We start from the raw sequence: 17,846 nt of genomic DNA, 5'->3' as shown, positions 1-17,846 counted from the left end.
GAGGCCCCGTCTTCCCCGGACCCCTCACCGGAACCGAGTCCAGCGCCGCCGGCGGACCCCACGATCACGTCAGCAGCGACTGCGACGGCAACCGAAACAGCGACAGCGACCGCAACGCCGACGGCAACCGCCACCGCGACTGCAACCGCAGACGCGCCGACCAGCAGCTCGGACCCCGCCGCTGCCGCAGCCGTCGAGCCGGAGGCCACGGACCCCCCGCCCCTGGCGATCGCCGAGGTCCCGACTGCCGGTCTGATCGGGGTGCAGACCCCCGAACAGGCGATCGCACACGGCATTACTGAGCCGGCCGCGTCGGGCTACGTCTCCGACAAGTACATCTTCGGCGCCGGGGCCAAGTCGATGACCGCGGTCCCGACGGCGTTCGTGAGCGAGCCGTCGGGCAGCACGTCATCCACCGGCACCACCACCACGCGGACCGCTCCGTCGGCTCCGGTCACCGAACACGGTCCGCTCGGATTCCTCGCGCTCCTCGGCCTGCCACTTCTGGGGGGCAGTGGCGCGGCCGGCACTCTGAGCCCCGCACCCTGGACGCTGCTGTGGTGGGTACGGCGCAGTAACTCGTTCGCCGTTGATGGCGTGTCCCCGGCTCGTGGATCGGTCACCACGGGACTCCTCGACGGTCCGTTCCCCCCGACGTGGGCCGACGATTCCGACGCCATCGACCCCGACGCCGACGCCATCGACTCAGACGTCATCTCCTTCGCTGTCGACGACGCCGGATCGCTCATCGAGGTGGGCAACCGATTCCTGACGACCGCCTCGACCGACACGACGACGATCCTCACGATCCGCGACCTCGCGGGCTCCGTCACCACTACGCACGAACTGCCCGGCGCGGCGTTCGGTGACACCACCGTCGACCAGGCGAGCCGCCTTGTCTACGTGATCACCCATGTCGCCGGCTCAGGCTTGACGCGAGTGACCGTCGTCGATCCGCGTACGGATGCCGAACCTGCCGCGGTCGATGTCCTCGGTGCCCCGGATGCCTTCCGGCTCGGGCCCGAAGGTACCGCCTATGTCCTCGCCACCAGCGCGACGGACGGGAGCAGGTACCTCACCGTTCTCAACGCCGAAAACCCCAGACGCACAACGACTATCCCCATCGACGGTGATTACGCCGACCCCGATAGCTTCGTCGCCACCGCGAACGGCGCCTACCTCATCACGTACACGCCGGTCGGAGGCGCCGCGCATCGCCGCGACATCCGCTTCATCGACACCGCAGGAGCGGTCCACACGCCGGTCCGCCCAAGCTCGGTGTCCCCGTTCTTCGGCGACGATCCCGATGCGCGCTTCGTCGTCACCGACAACGGCGATCTCGTCATCGTCGACGAGGTCGCCGTGACCCTCGTGCGTTCCACCGATCCCGGCACCGCGATCATCATCGATGAGTCCGATGGCTCCTGGACCGTCGAGGGCGATACATACCTGCGCACCGACATCGAGCCCGATGGACACGGCAACTCCATCACCGTGCTCACGATCATGGATCTCACCAATCCCGAAGAGCCGCAGGAGATCGCGGTGCAGGGCGAGCCGGTGCAGCGCGTCGTCGCCGACGACGACACCATCTTCCAGGCCACCGAGGCCAAGGATTCCGAGGGCACCGTCGTGTCGACGACGATCTATGCGATCGACCCATCCGACACCAGCGCGGTGCGGGCCGCCACCTTCGACGGTGCGATCGTCCGCCGGATCGCCCTCAACCCGGAGACCGGCGACCTCCACGTGTGGAACAAGCCTGACGCGCGGGCATCGTCGGCGACACTCCGCGTCGTCGACGACGAACTCGGCCCCCGCGGCGCGTACGCGTTCAACGAAGGCAGCGGAACAGTCCTGACCGCCGACGACGGCACGACATATGTTGTGACCCAGGTGAATCTCGGATCGAGCGCGTGCTTCTCCCAGGTCTGCGTGCTTGATGCCGACGGTGACTTCGTCGCGGCCACCGACATCGCGGGCACGGCGTGGACGGGCGCCGTCGGACCCGACGGGTCGGTGTATCTGCTCGTCGCCGACCCCGCCGACGGCGACGTCCAGCACTCGGTGGTGGCCGTCGACAGTGACGGCTGGAGCCGTACTCAGGAGATCCCCGGCTGGGCCGAATCCTCCGGCGCCGCCTGGGAGTACGTCCGCTTCTCCGAGAGCGGCCGCCCCTTCGTCGTCGCCCACGACCGAGAAGCCGGCGCCACAGTCGTCACCCTCCCCGTCCCGCACTCCCACCCCCAACCAGCGGGCGCCCTCCAACACTGAGCGGGCACGCTCCAGCATCGACCGGGCACGCTCTAGCATCGAGCGGGCACGCTCTAGCGTCGAGCGGGCACGCTCTAGCATCGATCGGGCACGCTCCAGCATCGAGCGGGCACAAACCCGACCTCCGCGACGCGGGCTGCCGCTAATCTCGAAGCGTCCGGAAGGAGTTCGACCATGGCGACATCCCCCGACGTGACCTTCGGCCCGCCCGGTCGGGTCGAGCGCCTCGATCCTGCGACCATGGCCGACCCCACACTGTCGCGGGCGCGCTCCTCCGCGGCGGACGCGGCGTCGACCTTCGCGGATCGTCCGGGGTGGGAACTCGTGGAGAGCACGGCCGTCGGCGTGGACGGGCCCGCCGCGCATGTGACTGTTCGCGCGGGGCGGCACGAGGACGCGATCGTCCTGATCGTCGACGATGGCGGCTATCGGTGGATCACCGGACAGCGCGCATCGGTTCGTCCTCTCATCGCTTCTGCGTCAGAAGCATCAAGCGACACAATCACTTTCGATCTGGCAATCAACCCTCCACCAACCGAGACACTCGACGGCGTCGCGACGGTAAGCAGCGTGCGGACGATCCTGAACACCGTGGTGTTCCGCTTCGAGCGGCTCGCCGTCAACGCGTTGATCAGGCTCCTCGAGCTTCCAATCACCACCGGGCTCGTACTCCCGCAACTGCGCGGGCACTCGAACGGCGACTTCGCCCTCGAGTGTCCGCCGCTGCACCCCGGCACGACGCCCTGGGGAGACTCCGACGCAGCCGGCACCAAACGCATCCTCCTCTTGATGCACGGCATCTTCGTCACGACGAGATTCACCTTCACCGCGCTGACCGCGTCGGCCGAGGGACGTGAGCTGCTGTCCAGGACGGGGAACGGAGAGGACGATTACGACGCGATACTGGGCTTCGATCACCGCACGCTGAGTCGAGATCCGGAGCAGAACGCCGCGGAGTTGCTCGCCGCGTTGCAGGGGCTGGGGTCGGGACTCGTGATCGACGTCGTCGCGCATAGTCGGGGGAGTCTGGTGACGCGAAGCCTCGCCGAACTGATTACCCGCCCGCAGAACATCACGATCGACAAGGTCGTGATGGCGGGCGCCCCGAACGCCGGATCGAGCATCGCGGACCCCGACAACTGGTGGCGACTGCTCACCGTGTTCACGAACCTCTCGATCGCGATGTCGCGCCAACTGTCGCCCGACGACGAGCCGTCGTTCGGCGCCGCCCTCGGAGAGGTGGCCGACCCGCTCAGCGCCTTCGCACGTATCGTCGCCCAGCCGGACGTTGACCCCGAACTCGTACCCGGACTGGACGCCATGAAGCCGGGCAGTCGCTTCCTTGACCGCCTGAACCAGGAAACAACCAACCCCCACTATTGTTTCATCACAACCAATTTCGACGCGGACGAGGTCGTTCCGAAAGGCTCATTGCTCAAACAGGTGGAGCGGGCCGCGCTCGAGGTCAGCAACCCCGTCTTCGACGGCGAGCCCAACGACATCGCGGTGGATCAGCGCTTCATGACGCTCGTCGATCGTACGCGGCCCCCGGATGACAGCGCCACGGTTTTCGACGTGCCGTCGACCACCGGTGTGCACCACCTGTCGTATTTCGCGAACATCTCGGTGGTGAGCAGGGTGTCGCAGTGGTTGTCGGAAAAGCGCGAATCTCGCCGTAGCGACTGACTCGCGGGTACTCGTCCCGTCGACCCCCATCACCCTCCGAACTCGGGTAGTGCACTACCCAAGACCTCAGTGCGTGCGACTGGAAGTGTTCGTGTCACAGCCAGGGCAGATCGGAGAATCATGACCGGAACACTGCACTCCGCCGACGTCGAGAAGCTTGACTTTGTCGACGTGGAAACCCCCGTCACCGAGGCCGGGGGCACCTCAGCCAGCACCACCGCGAAGACCGAACCCGCCGACCACCCCATCGATCCCGCCGCTGCCCGACGCCGCCTCAATCTGCTTGCGCAGACGGCGGTGCCGATGACCGTGTTAGCGCAGGATCCGCTGGTCTTGGAGAACGGCGAGCCGGTCCTCGCCACGGTGCAGGTGCCGGCGAGCCGGTTGCAGCGCGGACCGCGCAGCCATCGCTTCCACGTCGTCGATATCGCCGTGGGAACCAACAAGGCGGAGAAGCCAATAGCGCTCCATGCGCGCAACGAACCGTGGCGGTATGTCGACAGCTTTGCCAACAAGCCGAATCAGACCACCGACGACCTCGTCGCGAACCCGAAGTTTCGCGCGCAGAACCTCTTTGCGGTGGCATCCTCCACCCTCGCGCTCGTCGAACAGCACCTCGGGCGCCCCGTGCCCTGGTACTCCGGATATCCGCAACTGTTCCTGATCCCGCAGGCCCGCATCGAGGCCAATGCCTTCTACTCGCGTGCCCACAACGCGGTGCTGTTCGGCTGGCTGCCGGCGCTGCAGGGGCGAGCACCGGTGTACACGGCGCTGTCCTACGACGTGATCGCCCACGAGGTCAGCCACGCGATCCTCGACGGACTCCGCCCCCGCTACACCGAGCCCGGCCTACCCGATCAGTTGGCTTTCCACGAGGCGCTCGCCGATCTGATCGCCCTGCTCTCCGTCTTCACCCTGGACGGCGCGGCCGAGCGACTGCTCGAGCCGACCGACGGCAAGGTCGAGTTCCCGGCCGATGCCAACGCCACCGCCGACGACCCGAAGAAGCGCTCGGAGCAACTGTGGAAAGGCCGCGCCGACCACCTGAAAGCATCGCCACTGGTGCGTCTCGCGGAGCAGATCGGTGCGGTGCGCAATCGCAGCGAGGCGTCGACGCCGGGTCACTATCCGGCCCTTCGACGATCCGTCGATCTCCCCGCGAACGCGAACTGGAAATCCGATCCGGCTTACGAGGAGCCGCATCGACGCGCGGAAGTCCTTGTCGCGGCGTTCCTTCAGACGCTCGTCAGCATGTGGGCCCAGCGCCTCGATCCACTGCACAGCGAGAAGGGCTGGCTCGACGCCGACCGCGTCGCCGAGGAGGGCACGAAGTCCGCCCGCCACCTCCTGGGCATGATCCTGCGCTCCCTCGACTATCTGCCGCCAGTCGAACTCGAGTTCGCCGACGTCATCGACTCGGTCATCACCGCGGATCGACGACTCGTCCCCGACGACGAGCACAACTACCGCGACGCCCTCAAGAAGACCTTCGCGGACTTCGGCATCACGCCGCCGGAGCACCAGATCCTCGACGAGGACGGGCTCGATGCACCGAAACCCAGCCGTATCACGCAGCCGATCAATAGCGTTGCGCTACAGTCGAACCCGTCGTCGGACTACGATGATCCCGACGCCTCACCGCTTGCCATCCGCTACGAGCATCTCAACCTCGTCGCGCTGCGCTCCTCCCCGGAGGAGGTCTATCAGTTCATCTGGAACAACTCGGCCGCACTCGAGATCGACGTGCGGTTCACGACCCGGGTCACCCGCGTGCTGAGCAGCTCGCGCGTCGGCGTCGACGGCACGCTGGTCACCGAGATTCTCGCCGATTACGTGCAGACCCTGCGCACCACCGCCGGCAATCTCCCGCCCGGCATCTTCACCCCCGAGGGCATGCCGCCGGACGCGATCGTCGAACTGCTCGGCGGAGGAGTCCTCGTCTTCGACCAGTTCGCGCGCTTCCGGTTGCATCAACGCAAACTTCTTCTCGACGCCGATCGTCAGACCCGACGCCTGCGCTATCTCTTCGAGCACGGCATCCGCGACGCCGACGGCGCCTACGGGACCTCCGACGGCGAGGGTGACACTAAACGCTTCGCGCTGCTGCACAACGACGTCTCCGAGGACTCGTGGTGACCGCCCGGCCGAGCCGAATTCGGCTGCGCGCATACAAGGTCGGGTTCGGCGACTGCCTGCTCCTCACCGTGACCTACAGTGGTGCGCTGGGTGACGGCCGCACCGAGCGGCACATGCTGATCGACTGCGGGACTATGCGTGCGGCCGACGACGGTCCCAGCCTCGGGGACGTCGGCGACCTGGTCCGCGATCACTCCGGTGGCAAACTCGACGCCGTCGTCGTGACACATCGGCACAAGGATCACATCGGTGGCTTCGGCGACGCCACGGCCCGCAAAGCCCTCGACGAACTGAATCCGAGTGTCGTCATCCGCCCCTGGACCGACGTCCCGGAAAAGGAACGCGCAGAGCACGGACTCGACGCCCGACATCAACGATTCCTCGCCGGCCTCGACACGCTCCCGCAGCAGGCGAACCGGCTGGCGGAGTTGGCCTTTGATCGCGAGCGGATCGCGGCGCGCGCCAAGGAGCTCGCAGATCTGAGTATCGCGAACGGCAAAGCCATTGCGCTGCTGGAGGAATGGGGAGAGCGGGGCCGAGCCGAGTACGTCCGAGCCGGCGACACTCTCGACCTCTCCGACGAGTTCCCCGGAGTCGACGTCCAGGTTCTCGGGCCGCCCACTCTGGATCAGGCTCCGGCGTTGACCCGCTACGCCCAACAGTCCGAGGAGTACTGGTTCGCCCTCGCCGCCGACGATGATCTCGTGTCGCGGGTCGCGCCGTCGAACTCATCGTCGAGCGCGGCGAGGGCGACACAGACCCTGGCACCACCCCATAGCATGGGTGCCGCGGAATGGCTTGTGCGCGAACTCAACAGCCGGACCGTCTCGCAGGGGATGGAGACATCGATGCCCTCGACGACGCGCTCAACAACACGAGCGTCATCCTGCTGATTGCCGTCGGCAAACGTCGGCTGCTGTTGCCCGGGGATGCGCAGTTGGAGAACTGGTCCTACTCGCTGGATCAGTCACTGGCGCGGGATGAGACCGCCGCAGGCAAGGCCCTCGCCAAGGCGTTGGCAAAGGTGGATCTGTACAAGGTCGGGCATCACGGCAGCCGCAACGCCACACCCAAGAAGCTGCTCAAACACTGGACGACGTCGTCGGGAACGAAGCGTCGAATTGTCTCCGTGCTGACCACCAAGGCCGGCGTCTACGGCAAGGAGGACGGCGAGGGCGAGGTACCGAAGGACACGCTGATCGCCGGTCTCAGCGCCTTCGGTCCCGTCGCCAGCACCGACGATCTCCCCGCGGATGTCTGGTGGATGGATGTCGAGGCCTCCGCGAGCGGTGCCGAGGGATTCAGCGTGCAGGACACCACGCCACACCCCTGATGCCGAGCGGGCACGGTCTGGCGTCGAGCGGGCACGGTCTGGCGTCGAGCGGGCATGGTCTAGCGTCGAGCGGGCGCGGTCTGGCGTCGAGCGGGCACCGTCTGGCGTCGAGCGGGCACCGTCTAGCGTCGAGCGGGCACCGTCTAGCGTCGAGCGGGCACGCTATCTGCCATCCAGGCCGGCGATTGCGGCCAATACGCCCACCGCCACGAGAACGAACACCGTCGTCGCCCGGCGCGGATCGTGATGTGGACATCGACGCCGCTCGTACCACGCCAACCCGGTCAGCGTCACGACGACAGGGACGCTGTGCCCTGCCGCGACCATCACCATCATCACTGGCGCACAACTGATTCCGCAGTTCCACCCGAGGGAAACGCCATATCGGCGAGACGCTCGACGGGCTGCGGGAAGTGCGAGTGGCGGCGCCACAGTCGCGTGACACCGGGCCAGTCCGACGCGCTTCTGCGGAGTCCACTGCCACGCGATCGCGCACGCCGTCGTCGCCAGGATGAGCGCGAACCCCGACACAAAGCGTTGGAGTATCACGACAGCCACAGCCGGCGCGATCAGCAGCGGAAGCCACCCGACGCTCCAGCCCGTCAGCACCCAGCCCGGTACGCGCGAGCGGTACGACGACGGCGCCCGCAGCGCCGCATACCGCGCGTTCCAAGTGATCAGCGGAGTCATCACGGCGAGCATCCCGAGGAGGCCCAGGGCGTGCGTCGTGATCGGCATGGGGGTGTGCGCGCCGTGATCGTGCATGGTGTGGCCGAATCCGCCGACGCCGCCATCCAGCGCGATGAGAACAACCCACCCCATCACGGCGAGCGCGTACAACGGCCACTGCGGTTGACGGCCGGCACGCAGTTCGGCGAGCAATCTCCAGGTGCGGCCGTGGGGGACCGGCCGTAGTTGAGCGAGGACGCCAACACCAGCGGTCACGCGAACTCCAGCGACAGGCGTGCGACGGTCAATCCCACAGCCTCCTCGTCGCGGCCGCTGTCGATCGGTACGAGGCGCACCTGGGTGTCGAGGGGTGCCAACGAGTCCGATTGCGCTCGAACCTGTTGCGTCGCATCAAGGATGCGTCGTTGGCCATTCCCGGCACCAGCATCGCCGGCACCGTCATCACGGCTCGCCTCGAACACGCCGAACAACGACAGCGGACCGACATAGTGTGTCGTGTCCGACGGGTCCGCGGCGGCGTCGGCGTCAAGGCCGAGATAGACCTCATACGACGTGACGGCTGGGCGCTGCGTCGTGATGCCCTCGAATCGCAGAATCCACCGCGCAGTCTCGGGGAATGCGGCCACTGCGACGTCGGCGTCGTCGGCACCCCCGGCAGCGACAGGGACGTGGGTCGTCGACGCGACGGTGAACGATTCGGATGCGGAGATCGGTTCGGGCACTGCGACATCGAGGCCGAAGGGCCCCACCTCGGCTCCCGGCGGTGGAGGGGGAGCGGGTGGGAGCGGCGGCGGGGTCGTCGAGTCGTATTGATAGCCGAGGGATTCGACGTCGAGGACCTCGGGTGCGGTCCACGTCGCCAGCGATCCATCGCCGCGCAGGAACCGGAATTGCCGGTTCACCCACGAAGTGTGGGCGGAGGTTCCGGTGCCGGCGCCGTTGGCGAACGGGTAGTCGTGGCCGAGATCATGGGCATACGTCTCCCAAAGACGGTCGACGTTGCAGTGATGGATCCAGAACACGGGATCCAGGCCGACGGCCTCGAAGATCGACATCGCGCCGCCGACATGCATGTGCACGGTGCCATGCGGCGAGGCGTCGAGTAATCCCATTTCCCTTGCACGACTGTGGAACTGCTCGTCGTTGCCCGGATCGTTGAGCACGCCTCCGCCGAAGGAGATGAGCCCGGTGTCCTCCTCGTTGGCGAAGTGCGGCCGCTGGAGAGCCATGCGCGCGTCCGCCCACGAGGTGTCACCAGGATTCGGATCACCCTGATTGTCCCGCACCGGACTGAACAGCGGATTGGGCAACGTGCCGTCGGCGAGTGCGTCGACGCCGGGTACGACGACGCCGTCGGGCAGCGTCGCCCCACGCAAGGGGAGCGGTAGTCCGAGGTTGGCGTCGTCGACGATCTCGTCGGAATAGTTCCAGTACGGCAGACCCCACTCGTTCGCCGGACCACCCAAATCGCTGATGTGTTGCCGTGCAACGGCTTCGAACTCAGCGAGATACGCGCGATGCCAGGGCAGGAAGAACCAATGGTTGTGCGCGCACTCCTGCCACAGCGCCTTCTGCCCGCCGACGCTCGGCCACGCTGACGGTCGCGCGTAGGACGCGTGCACCTGCGACTGATAGCCCAATCCGAGCGGATCATCCCAGCCGATCGCGATCTGCGCGAGCTGCGGACGGAGGTCTCCCCCGCCGCCCAGGAACTGCGCGACGAGCTGTAGGTACCTGTCGATGCCCGGCGTCCGGAGCTTCATCTGATGGATCGCCGCGGCGTACCAGATCAGATCCTCATGCCAGCCGTCCTCGGCGCCCTCGCGCCACGCGGCTCGTCGTGTTGCGGTCATGACATCCTCGTCTCTTGTTGTCGATCGGGCGCGTTCTCACGCTGAGCGGGCACGTTCTGGACTCGAGCGGGCACGTTCTCACGCTGAGCGGGCACAGTCTGGCCTCGATCGGGCGTCGGCGTCCCATCACGCACCAACGCCACCGGTCGACGCAACCGCCGCGCGCCGGGCACGCTGAGTTTCCGGGTGCGCCGCGTGACGTCGAATCCTTCGACTGACAGGGCGACGTCGGCAGTGCATGTGCCGCTGCGTATCTCGACCAGGTGTCCGCTGTTGACCACCAACGTCATCGCTGACATGGCGAGCGCTCCGGTGAGTTCGACGGCGATGGTCCCGGCCGACATCCCATTGAGGTACACCTCGATCGTGGGGCGCTGCGCGATTGTGATCCGGTGCGGCACCACCCCGACGATCTCCTCGCTCCGGTTGGCAGCTGTGCGTCGTGCTGCCGACGTGATCGCGTCATACTTGCGCCAGGCAGTCGCAGCGAAGTCGATGAGGTTCATGTCCAGAAGCCCGTTCGCTGTCTTGACCAGTTCGTCACGAACCGTGCCGATCGCGTTCGGCCCGCAGCGGACGCGTGTCTCGACCGTTCGCCGTTGCTGTAACACGTTGTGTAGCTGGGTGTTTGACTCATCGAGGTCGTCGCCGAACAGGATGGTTCGGATCGTCCCGTCAGTCATGTCGAGGGTTGACATCGGGTACCTCCTCGAGGGTGGTCACTGCGGGTGTCCAGTGGGTGCGGACGTGGACGGCAGCTCGTTTCCCCGGGTGCGGCGTCGTCGTGGATAGTGCTGTGGGGTAACGGATCTGCGTGGATCGCCGTCTCCACGGGCGGCTGTGGCGAGTTGGAGTGTGAGCGGTTGTGGGCTCGTCGCCACAACCGCGCGGCTCCGGCTGTAGCGGCGGCACAGAGTGCCAGTACCGCGGTGATCAGAATCAGGACGACATGATTCGATCCTCTCGCCGATGCGGCGGTGGTCGTCGTCGGAGTGGTGGTGACGGCGGGGGACGGTGTTGGAGGAGGCGGTGGTGGCGGCACGATCTCACCACCGCCCGCATCGCCGGGTTCGACGTCGAAGGTGGTGCCGGCGAAGTCGACAGGCGTGCCCACAACAGTGCAACCGACTGTCAGGAGATGTGTACCGGCCCGCGCGCCGTCGGGCACGACGAAGCTCGCTTGGCTCCCAGTGAAGCCGGCGATGTCGGTGCCATCCCACCTGAGCTGCTCGGACCCCAGGCATCGCCCGATGCTGGCGCCCCGGAGTCGCCTGTTCAGAGAGACCGTGACCGTCGTCCCGGGTTGACCGGCGGTGGGGTCGAGCAGGAGGTCGTAACGGTATTGCGTGACCCCGCCACCGGACTCCCCGTCATCGGGAACCGATTCGCCCGACGGCACAACCGACCCCGACACAACCGACCCCGACACGGGCGAAGGGTCTCCGGGATCAGCACCCGCGACACCCGGAACCCACAGCACCATCAGCGCGCACCCCACGATCACCGCACGGATCGTGCGGAGCAGGGCGGCCGCGGTGCGAGGCATAGATCAAGGATCGGCCCGATTCAGGCGAGAAACACGAGTAGTCGACTACTTGTTTCGGAAAAAGCCCGAAGGCCCCGCCCACGTTGGGCGGGGCCTCCGGCGGCAGCTGACACGGCCCGTCGGGGTGTGAGCGAAGCGCTGCTCTGCGGGTGGTTTGGTGGGAGGTGCTTATGCCGAGGCTTTCAGGAGGTGGGTAGGCGGATGGCGCAGACTCGTTTCGTCCACTACTTGCGACAGTTTCCTGGGCTGCGAGACGCAATGGTCGCAGTGCGGCCAAGCGGTCGGGTCTGCAGGCCGTGAATCGCAACAATCAACCACCTGTGTCAGACCCGTTGGCTACAGTCGCACCTGGTCGGCGTCGCGCCGGCGACGGCGAGGAGACAGCGGGTGTCGGGAGAACAAGCGCGTTTACTGAAGGATGTTGCGGCTGTCAGAGATCGCGTCGATCTGCTGAGACTCCTACTGGCCGTCTGCAGGAAGCACCCTGATCAGTTGAGGACGATGAATGGGGATCGAGAGCAACGATCCGTAACCACCGCCCGCACCCGCGAAGCGCGTGCGCACTTCGCAAGTGCGCTGGTCAACCGTTCGGCGCGTGATTACTTACACCAGCAATTGAGTGCGGACGACTACCCGCAGGCCGCACGAATTGTGGCGGTCGCGATCGATCAGGTTGTTCAGTCGCAGGACCCGCGAAAGTATCGGACGATGTGCGCCAAGTACGGAGTGCGCATTCTTGAGGATCTCGACCCGATCCCGACACCCGTTTTTCCTGTGACGGAGACATTCGGCAAGGGCGGATTGTCGACGGCCCCACGTCAGAGTCCGTGGGCGGTTGATCGTGTCGTCGGATTGGCGCTATGGGATAGCTCCGCGCACGGATCGTTACAGGTGATCTACGACCCCATCGCCGGGGAAGCGCTCGACAATGCGCTGCACGGCGAGATAGAAGCACTCACCGTCACTCCGAATCGGAGTCTTGCGACGGAGTTCACGCCAGGATCATCAACCCCGACGGGGTTCTTCGGAATTCATGTCATCGATGTCGAGAAGCAGAACGCGGCCTTTCGCGCGAGCCTGCGGTACTGCAGCGAACACGAGATCGACATCCTCGTCCTGCCGGAACTCGCAGGGACAGAGGACTTCCCGGCTATCCTCACACAGTCGACCGATAGCCATCCACGCGTCGTGATCGCCGGGAGTCGCCATATGACCGACGACGGCCTGCGTGTGAACAGGCAGACCGTGTGGTACCGACACACGAATCACTTGGTATGCCATGACAAGAGCGGGCGCTTCTTTGCCGGCGCGCCCGCCGTGGAGTCTGACGGCGTCAGTGAACCCAACTCCGCCGCAATGGAAGACATCGACTACGGTCAGACGATCCGTTTGCACGCGGGGACCGACTGGTCGATGGCGCCCCTCGTGTGCGCAGACTTCTTGGACGAGAACGTCGTGAGAGCCGTTGCGGACCTCCATCCACGGTTGGTCGTGGTGTCGGCGATGAGTCCCAAGACATCGCCTTTCGAGTTGTCCTCGGCAACTGTGATAGCGGCCTGTCAGGCGACGGTGATCGTTGCCAACGGACCGCTCGACTTACGCTCAGCAGCGCACGCGCAGACCTCGCCACTGACCGACGCCGACTGCGCGACTGTCGCGATCTTTGCGTTGCCCTTGAGTGATCCCGACCAGGCGACGATTCGTGTGCGGCCGACGGCGAGCGCGTCTGCGCCGCACCTGGTTCATTTTCGGTCGGAACGGCGTACGGCCGAACTGCTCTCGGGAATCCGTATCTAGTCAAGTACTTGTCATGTACTATTGGCGTCTGGTCAACGTCGGGGGTTGGAGGTCGCATGGGTACGTCTGTAGCGTCGTTGCTCGAGCTGATTGAGGAGGGCTCGGCGGCTGACGATGCGCAGTTCGCGCACTTGCTCGGTCAGCTCGTCGCCGAGGTCGTAGTCATGCCTCCGAGCGCTGAGGATGTCAAAGAAATCACTTCTGGCCTGCAGTTTTCATCGACGATGACGGACGGCTCTGTCGATCCACCAGGGCTCCACCTCGCCTATACGGTGCTGTTGGGCATGTTCCAAGCATTGTATGTCGAGTTATCCAGCCAACCGGAGCGCGCAGGTCAAGCAAGTGTCAAGGAACGGATCTTGTTTGCGCTGGCAGAGTCGTCGGCTGGTCCAACCGAGATTGCTGAGCGGGTCGGATGCGCAACAGAGGTGGCTTCGCGGACGTTGCGTATGCTGCGCGAGGAAAAACTGGTTCAACGCGCGGAGACCACTGGACCGTCGGACCGGCGCTATCACATCCAAGAGCTCGCGCCAGAAGGAGAAGCCTTCGTCGACCGGCGTCTGTCTGGCGACTTCGCGCCCCTACCGGATGAATCGCTTCCCGCCGACGACGCAATCTCGGCACCTGAATCCGCGACCGCGGAACTACGCGGAGTGGTTGATCTAGCGCGACACCTGAACGCGCGTGACCCTCGCCGGGCGGCGAGCCTTGGACCCACACTCGAACGACTCAAGAGCCAGGTCGATGATCGTCTGTTGCGTGCCGAGGCGATCGGTGAACTGTGCGTGACCGCGCGATCAGTCAAGGGCACCTACGACCGCAACGATCTCGAGCGCTGGTACAACGAGCTGCTGGACATGGCCGACGTCGATCCGCGTATCGCTGCACGCGGGTACTACGAGCGCTCACGGTGGAAGACAATGTATGAGTCACCCGGCGGACTCTTCGACAAGGCACTGAAAGACCTCGCCCGCGCGAGGGAGGTTGCGGAACGGCTTCAGGGTGACGACAAGCATCATCGCCTGGGTTGGTGTGCCTACCAGGAGGCCGCCGCCGCTCTTTATGAAGACGATTTCCCGTTGGCACTGCAGCGCGCCGAGGAAGCTCAGCGAAACTTCGACGAGGTCACTTCGGCCGATCTGAAACCAGAGCATGGCACCTACGCGAGCGAATTGATCCGAGTACGCGCGCTCCACGGGTCCGGCAAGGCGGCGGAAGCCGTCCGCGACCTCCGGGCGCTCGCGCTCTCGGCAGATCAGGCCGGTTACCTTCGCCAATCGGCAGACGCTCAAATGTGGCTGGGTCGTTGGGAGGCCAGCGCCGGAGAGGCTGCCGATGAGCGTGTCGCAGCTGCGCTCCGAACCTACGAAGAGCTGGGCAATACGGAGCTCGCCGTCGAAGCGAAGGCAGTGAAGAGTGCGCTGCAGTTCTTTGACAGTGATGGATCGACGCCTCACGCCGTCGTGCTGCAGTCGCAGCTGGCGGAACTGTTGACCAAGCTGCAGAGCGACGCCGGGAGACTGTATCCACGGGCGCATTATTGGCGGACCGCGACGCTGTGGCGAAAGTTAGGTGTCGTCGCGGCGCAGGCAGGTGCGTACGACGAATCAGACAATGCTTTCCGGACCTCATTGCAGACCTACGTCGAGACAGGAAATGTTGTAGGACAGGAGGATACGCTTGTCTGCTGGTGGATCACCCGGCACCAGGGTGAGAGTGTATCGCCGACTGCCGTCGAGGAATGGGCTGTCGAGGTTGGCGCAAAGTTGTTGTCGTCCACAGTGATCTCCACTGTCGCCGACCGACTCGAACACAGCCCCTCGGATGTGGTCGTCGACTCTGATAGCAGGGCGCACGTTCTGCGTTCGACTCTGCTCGGCTGAACCGACGAGTATGACGGACCGCCGCGATGAGATCAGCGACATGGAATCCAAGTGGCGGGGGATCGGGTAAGGCGGGATCGGCCAGCGCCGCTACATCATCACTCGCCGCAGCTGCCGATTGGCGGCGGCGACATCAAACGCGGTGGCGTCCAAAGCCGCGCCATCCCGGAGTCCTGCCCACTGTCGTAATGCCTTGTGCCGCGGGTGTTGTGGACTGTTGACCGCCACCACAAAGTCGTCCCACCCGGGTGGCCCGCCGACGTCCTCGAGTGGCGCCATGCCTTCACCATCGAGGACGATGGCGGCGGGCAGGTCGGGGTCGGTGATAGGGGAGGCCGCGCGCACGGTGATCAGGTGCTCCCAGCCATCACCGAAGTCGTATTCGTAGACCATCGAGTCTCCGATGGCACTGAGAAGTTCACCAACCGTGACATCTTCTTCCGGGCCGGCGTCGAAGTCACCGACTGCCAGCGCACGATCCGGCATATACACCACGCCGCCCGCCGTGAACGAGTGCAGATGTGAGTTCTCCCAGTCGAAGATCACCTGCAAGGCATCATGGAGTTCGTCCAGAGTGATGGCGGCATCGACGTCGATCTCCCGCCACACCGGCGGTGCCACGTGCTTCAAGCGAATGTGCAGTGTCAGAACAGCATCGAGGTTGGGTGCCACCGCGTGACCAGACCCCGGTAGCGGGAGCCCGGACACCACGGCCTGATGCAGCGGCGCGGGGACGACGTAGGCGTCGCCGACCATTGCCAGCCAGCCTTCCTCGATGAACGTGTCGAGGCGGCGTCGGATCGCGTCGATGGTGTACGTGCTCAGTCCCAGTTTGGGCTCCCACGCGACGACTTCGTCGATGGTGTTCGGGGAATCGGTCATGCCACTGACGACGACGCTCATCAACGACGATCCGAAGTCGGGCTCGACTTCGATCTCAGCGGGGAATCCGGACCGTACCCATATCGCCAGTGCCTGCCGCAGGAGCTCGATCGGCGTGTGTCCGGACGACCACACCGCGGCCGCGCGGCCGGGCGTCGCGCGTGACGTGTTGGCGTCGACGAGGCCGAGTACCTGCGCGTGCTCCCAGAGGTGACGCAGCGGATAGAAGGTGCTCATGCTGCGGAACCCGGGCGGCACGTCCATCCCGAGGCTCTCGGCAAGGTCACGAGCATCGTTGGGCTTCAGCCAACGGCTCTGCGTCGTCGGGCGCTCGGCCCCGAGCCATTCCAGCAGTGTGATCAACCGGCGCACCGGTGTCGTCGCCACGAGCGCGGCCCGCTCGGTCTCTTCATCGACATCGGGCAGCGAGGTGGTGCGGCACTCGAGGCCGACCATCTCGGAGAGTCGCAGAAGCGCATCGTTTGCGGCGTCATCTGTGCCTGTCCATCGTTTGCTCGCCATGAGAAAGCTGTGGAAGGCATGGAGGGCGTAGGCGATGCTGACAGCGAGTTCGGGCGACGTCGAGGGGTTGTTCTTGAAAAACTCGACGTAGTCAGCCATGGCGTCGATATCGCCGCCGGTCCACGCGGTGCGATCGAACCCTGGACGGACCTGGGCGATGCCATCCAACGCAGTGAGGGCGTAGGCGGCCATCCCATTGGCCGACGCGGGATCATCCGGATAGATCTCTGCGGACGCCCAACTGCGGAACTCGGCGTCGAGAGAATGAGGCGTCGGAGCACCGAAGAGCGGTACGACGTTGGAGCCGTCACGCTTCTTCTGCTGGCGCTTTGCCCGACGCTTCTTCTTGTCCGCGGAGTTCTTGGCCATCACACCGGTCACGATACTGTGCGGCGCAGTGTCAGATCGAGTGCTCACGGGACCGCGTCGCCCACGCGCGGGCCAGTGCGATCGTCGCGGCCAGGACCCCGACGACGACGCACACCACCACCGCAAAGGTCGAGAACACCGTCGAGAACCCGAGCATCCACGCCGCCAACACCCCACCTGCGGTTGCGAGCGCAGCGCCGATAGGCAGAGCCACCGCCGTTGCCCGTGTCGTTGATTCAGCACGGTCATCGTCGGACAAGCGCAGTGTCAGATAGACGACCACCAGTGCCAGCGCGTACGCGAACACCGCGTTGGCGCCGTAGAGCCACAGCGGAGAGAGGTCATAGTCGATGGGTCCGTAGATAGCGAGCAGCACAGGGGTGAGGCCGAGCGCGATGGCGAGTAACCCGGCGATCACGGTACGCCCGACTCCGCGTTCGCTCACAAGTCGAATTTGCGCTGACCACAACATAATTCCCGCCACTACACCGACCGCCGCCCCGATTGCCGCGATCACCAGGATCCTGTTCCGCGCATCAAGGAGCACGTCCCCGGTGAAGGGTGAGTCGCCGGCATAGGCGAAGAAGACCTCGCCGTTCGGGCGGGCGAACCCGTCCATGAGTGCGGCACTCAGGAATGCGAAGTACGCGCCGAACAGTCCGAAGCCGATTGTTTGTCGGCTCTTCCTGAATGACGGTGCGTAGAACAGGTTCTTGCGACCACAAGATGTGGGGTGAGCAAGATCGCGGGGTGTGGGCGGTGAGCCTGTAGATGTAGGCGCGGAACTTGTCAAGGGGTTTGAGACCAGTGAGTGTTAGGCGGCTGCCGGATTCGCCGGTTGTTGCTCCTCTGGTTCGGGTTTGTTGATCCAGGCG

The 17,846-nt window shown here is 65.5% G+C and carries 12 protein-coding genes; 7 read left to right on the top strand and 5 right to left on the bottom strand.

Features of this window, described 5'->3' with window-relative positions; translation table 11 throughout:
* Nucleotides 1-261: 261 nt before the first annotated feature.
* From ACZ4TW_RS14935 to ACZ4TW_RS14915, 5 genes are all read left to right on the top strand, one after another.
* Entirely contained in the window at nt 262-2,274 is a 2,013-nt protein-coding gene (locus ACZ4TW_RS14935; RefSeq protein WP_465543724.1) for a hypothetical protein, read from the top strand.
* A 174-nt stretch (nt 2,275-2,448) separates the two neighbouring features.
* Nucleotides 2,449-3,960, top strand: a complete 1,512-nt coding sequence (locus ACZ4TW_RS14930; protein WP_465543723.1) for an esterase/lipase family protein — start codon at nt 2,449-2,451, stop codon at nt 3,958-3,960.
* Between the two features lie 120 nt (nt 3,961-4,080).
* Nucleotides 4,081-6,096 carry a gluzincin family metallopeptidase gene (locus ACZ4TW_RS14925; protein WP_465543722.1) on the top strand — a complete coding sequence of 672 codons (2,016 nt, stop codon included), beginning with the start codon at nt 4,081-4,083 and terminating at the stop codon, nt 6,094-6,096.
* Nucleotides 6,093-6,989: an MBL fold metallo-hydrolase gene (locus tag ACZ4TW_RS14920; protein ID WP_465543720.1), complete on the top strand. Its 897-nt coding sequence runs from the start codon at nt 6,093-6,095 to the stop codon at nt 6,987-6,989. The genes ACZ4TW_RS14925 and ACZ4TW_RS14920 overlap by 4 nt, the downstream gene beginning before the upstream one ends.
* Entirely contained in the window at nt 6,890-7,429 is a 540-nt protein-coding gene (locus tag ACZ4TW_RS14915) for a hypothetical protein (RefSeq protein WP_465543976.1), read from the top strand. Before ACZ4TW_RS14920 ends, ACZ4TW_RS14915 begins: the two co-directional genes overlap by 100 nt.
* A gap of 162 nt (nt 7,430-7,591) precedes the next feature.
* Here ACZ4TW_RS14915 and ACZ4TW_RS14910 read toward each other — a convergent pair whose 3' ends face one another.
* From ACZ4TW_RS14910 to ACZ4TW_RS14900, 3 genes are read right to left on the bottom strand one after another with little or no spacing between them, the layout of a single operon-like run.
* A complete protein-coding gene (locus tag ACZ4TW_RS14910) occupies nt 7,592-8,311 on the bottom strand; it encodes a copper chaperone (protein WP_465543719.1) in 720 nt (239 codons plus the stop codon).
* A 59-nt stretch (nt 8,312-8,370) separates the two neighbouring features.
* The gene (locus ACZ4TW_RS14905; RefSeq protein ID WP_465543717.1) at nt 8,371-9,972 is read right to left on the bottom strand and encodes a tyrosinase family protein; all 1,602 of its coding nucleotides are present in this window, start codon (nt 9,970-9,972) and stop codon (nt 8,371-8,373) included.
* Nucleotides 9,969-10,670 carry a hypothetical protein gene (locus tag ACZ4TW_RS14900; RefSeq protein WP_465543715.1) on the bottom strand — a complete coding sequence of 234 codons (702 nt, stop codon included), beginning with the start codon at nt 10,668-10,670 and terminating at the stop codon, nt 9,969-9,971. The genes ACZ4TW_RS14905 and ACZ4TW_RS14900 overlap by 4 nt, the downstream gene beginning before the upstream one ends.
* Before the next feature lie 1,235 nt (nt 10,671-11,905).
* On the opposite strand from ACZ4TW_RS14900, the gene ACZ4TW_RS14895 reads away from it, so the two are divergent.
* Nucleotides 11,906-13,315, top strand: a complete 1,410-nt coding sequence (locus ACZ4TW_RS14895; protein ID WP_465543713.1) for a hypothetical protein — start codon at nt 11,906-11,908, stop codon at nt 13,313-13,315.
* 56 nt (nt 13,316-13,371) lie between these two features.
* A complete protein-coding gene (locus tag ACZ4TW_RS14890) occupies nt 13,372-15,198 on the top strand; it encodes a hypothetical protein (RefSeq protein ID WP_465543711.1) in 1,827 nt (608 codons plus the stop codon).
* A gap of 90 nt (nt 15,199-15,288) precedes the next feature.
* Here ACZ4TW_RS14890 and ACZ4TW_RS14885 read toward each other — a convergent pair whose 3' ends face one another.
* Nucleotides 15,289-16,971: a plasmid pRiA4b ORF-3 family protein gene (locus ACZ4TW_RS14885; RefSeq protein WP_465543970.1), complete on the bottom strand. Its 1,683-nt coding sequence runs from the start codon at nt 16,969-16,971 to the stop codon at nt 15,289-15,291.
* A 31-nt stretch (nt 16,972-17,002) separates the two neighbouring features.
* The gene (locus tag ACZ4TW_RS14880) at nt 17,003-17,590 is read right to left on the bottom strand and encodes a hypothetical protein (protein ID WP_465543709.1); all 588 of its coding nucleotides are present in this window, start codon (nt 17,588-17,590) and stop codon (nt 17,003-17,005) included.
* Nucleotides 17,591-17,846: the final 256 nt, after the last annotated feature.

Source organism: Agromyces sp. NPDC029043 (genome assembly GCF_055564615.1).
This window is presented reverse-complemented; position numbering and strand designations above follow the sequence as displayed.

Bases quoted from the DNA above. Each gene is read 5' to 3' on its own strand.
- ACZ4TW_RS14890 (WP_465543711.1), top strand. From the start codon at position 13,372: ATGGGTACGTCTGTAGCGTCGTTGCTCGAGCTGATTGAGGAGGGCTCG.
- ACZ4TW_RS14900 (WP_465543715.1), bottom strand. From the start codon at position 10,670: ATGTCAACCCTCGACATGACTGACGGGACGATCCGAACCATCCTGTTC.
- ACZ4TW_RS14885 (WP_465543970.1), bottom strand. From the start codon at position 16,971: ATGGCCAAGAACTCCGCGGACAAGAAGAAGCGTCGGGCAAAGCGCCAG.
- ACZ4TW_RS14880 (WP_465543709.1), bottom strand. From the start codon at position 17,590: ATGGACGGGTTCGCCCGCCCGAACGGCGAGGTCTTCTTCGCCTATGCC.
- ACZ4TW_RS14930 (WP_465543723.1), top strand. From the start codon at position 2,449: ATGGCGACATCCCCCGACGTGACCTTCGGCCCGCCCGGTCGGGTCGAG.
- ACZ4TW_RS14925 (WP_465543722.1), top strand. From the start codon at position 4,081: ATGACCGGAACACTGCACTCCGCCGACGTCGAGAAGCTTGACTTTGTC.
- ACZ4TW_RS14905 (WP_465543717.1), bottom strand. From the start codon at position 9,972: ATGACCGCAACACGACGAGCCGCGTGGCGCGAGGGCGCCGAGGACGGC.
- ACZ4TW_RS14915 (WP_465543976.1), top strand. From the start codon at position 6,890: ATGGCTTGTGCGCGAACTCAACAGCCGGACCGTCTCGCAGGGGATGGA.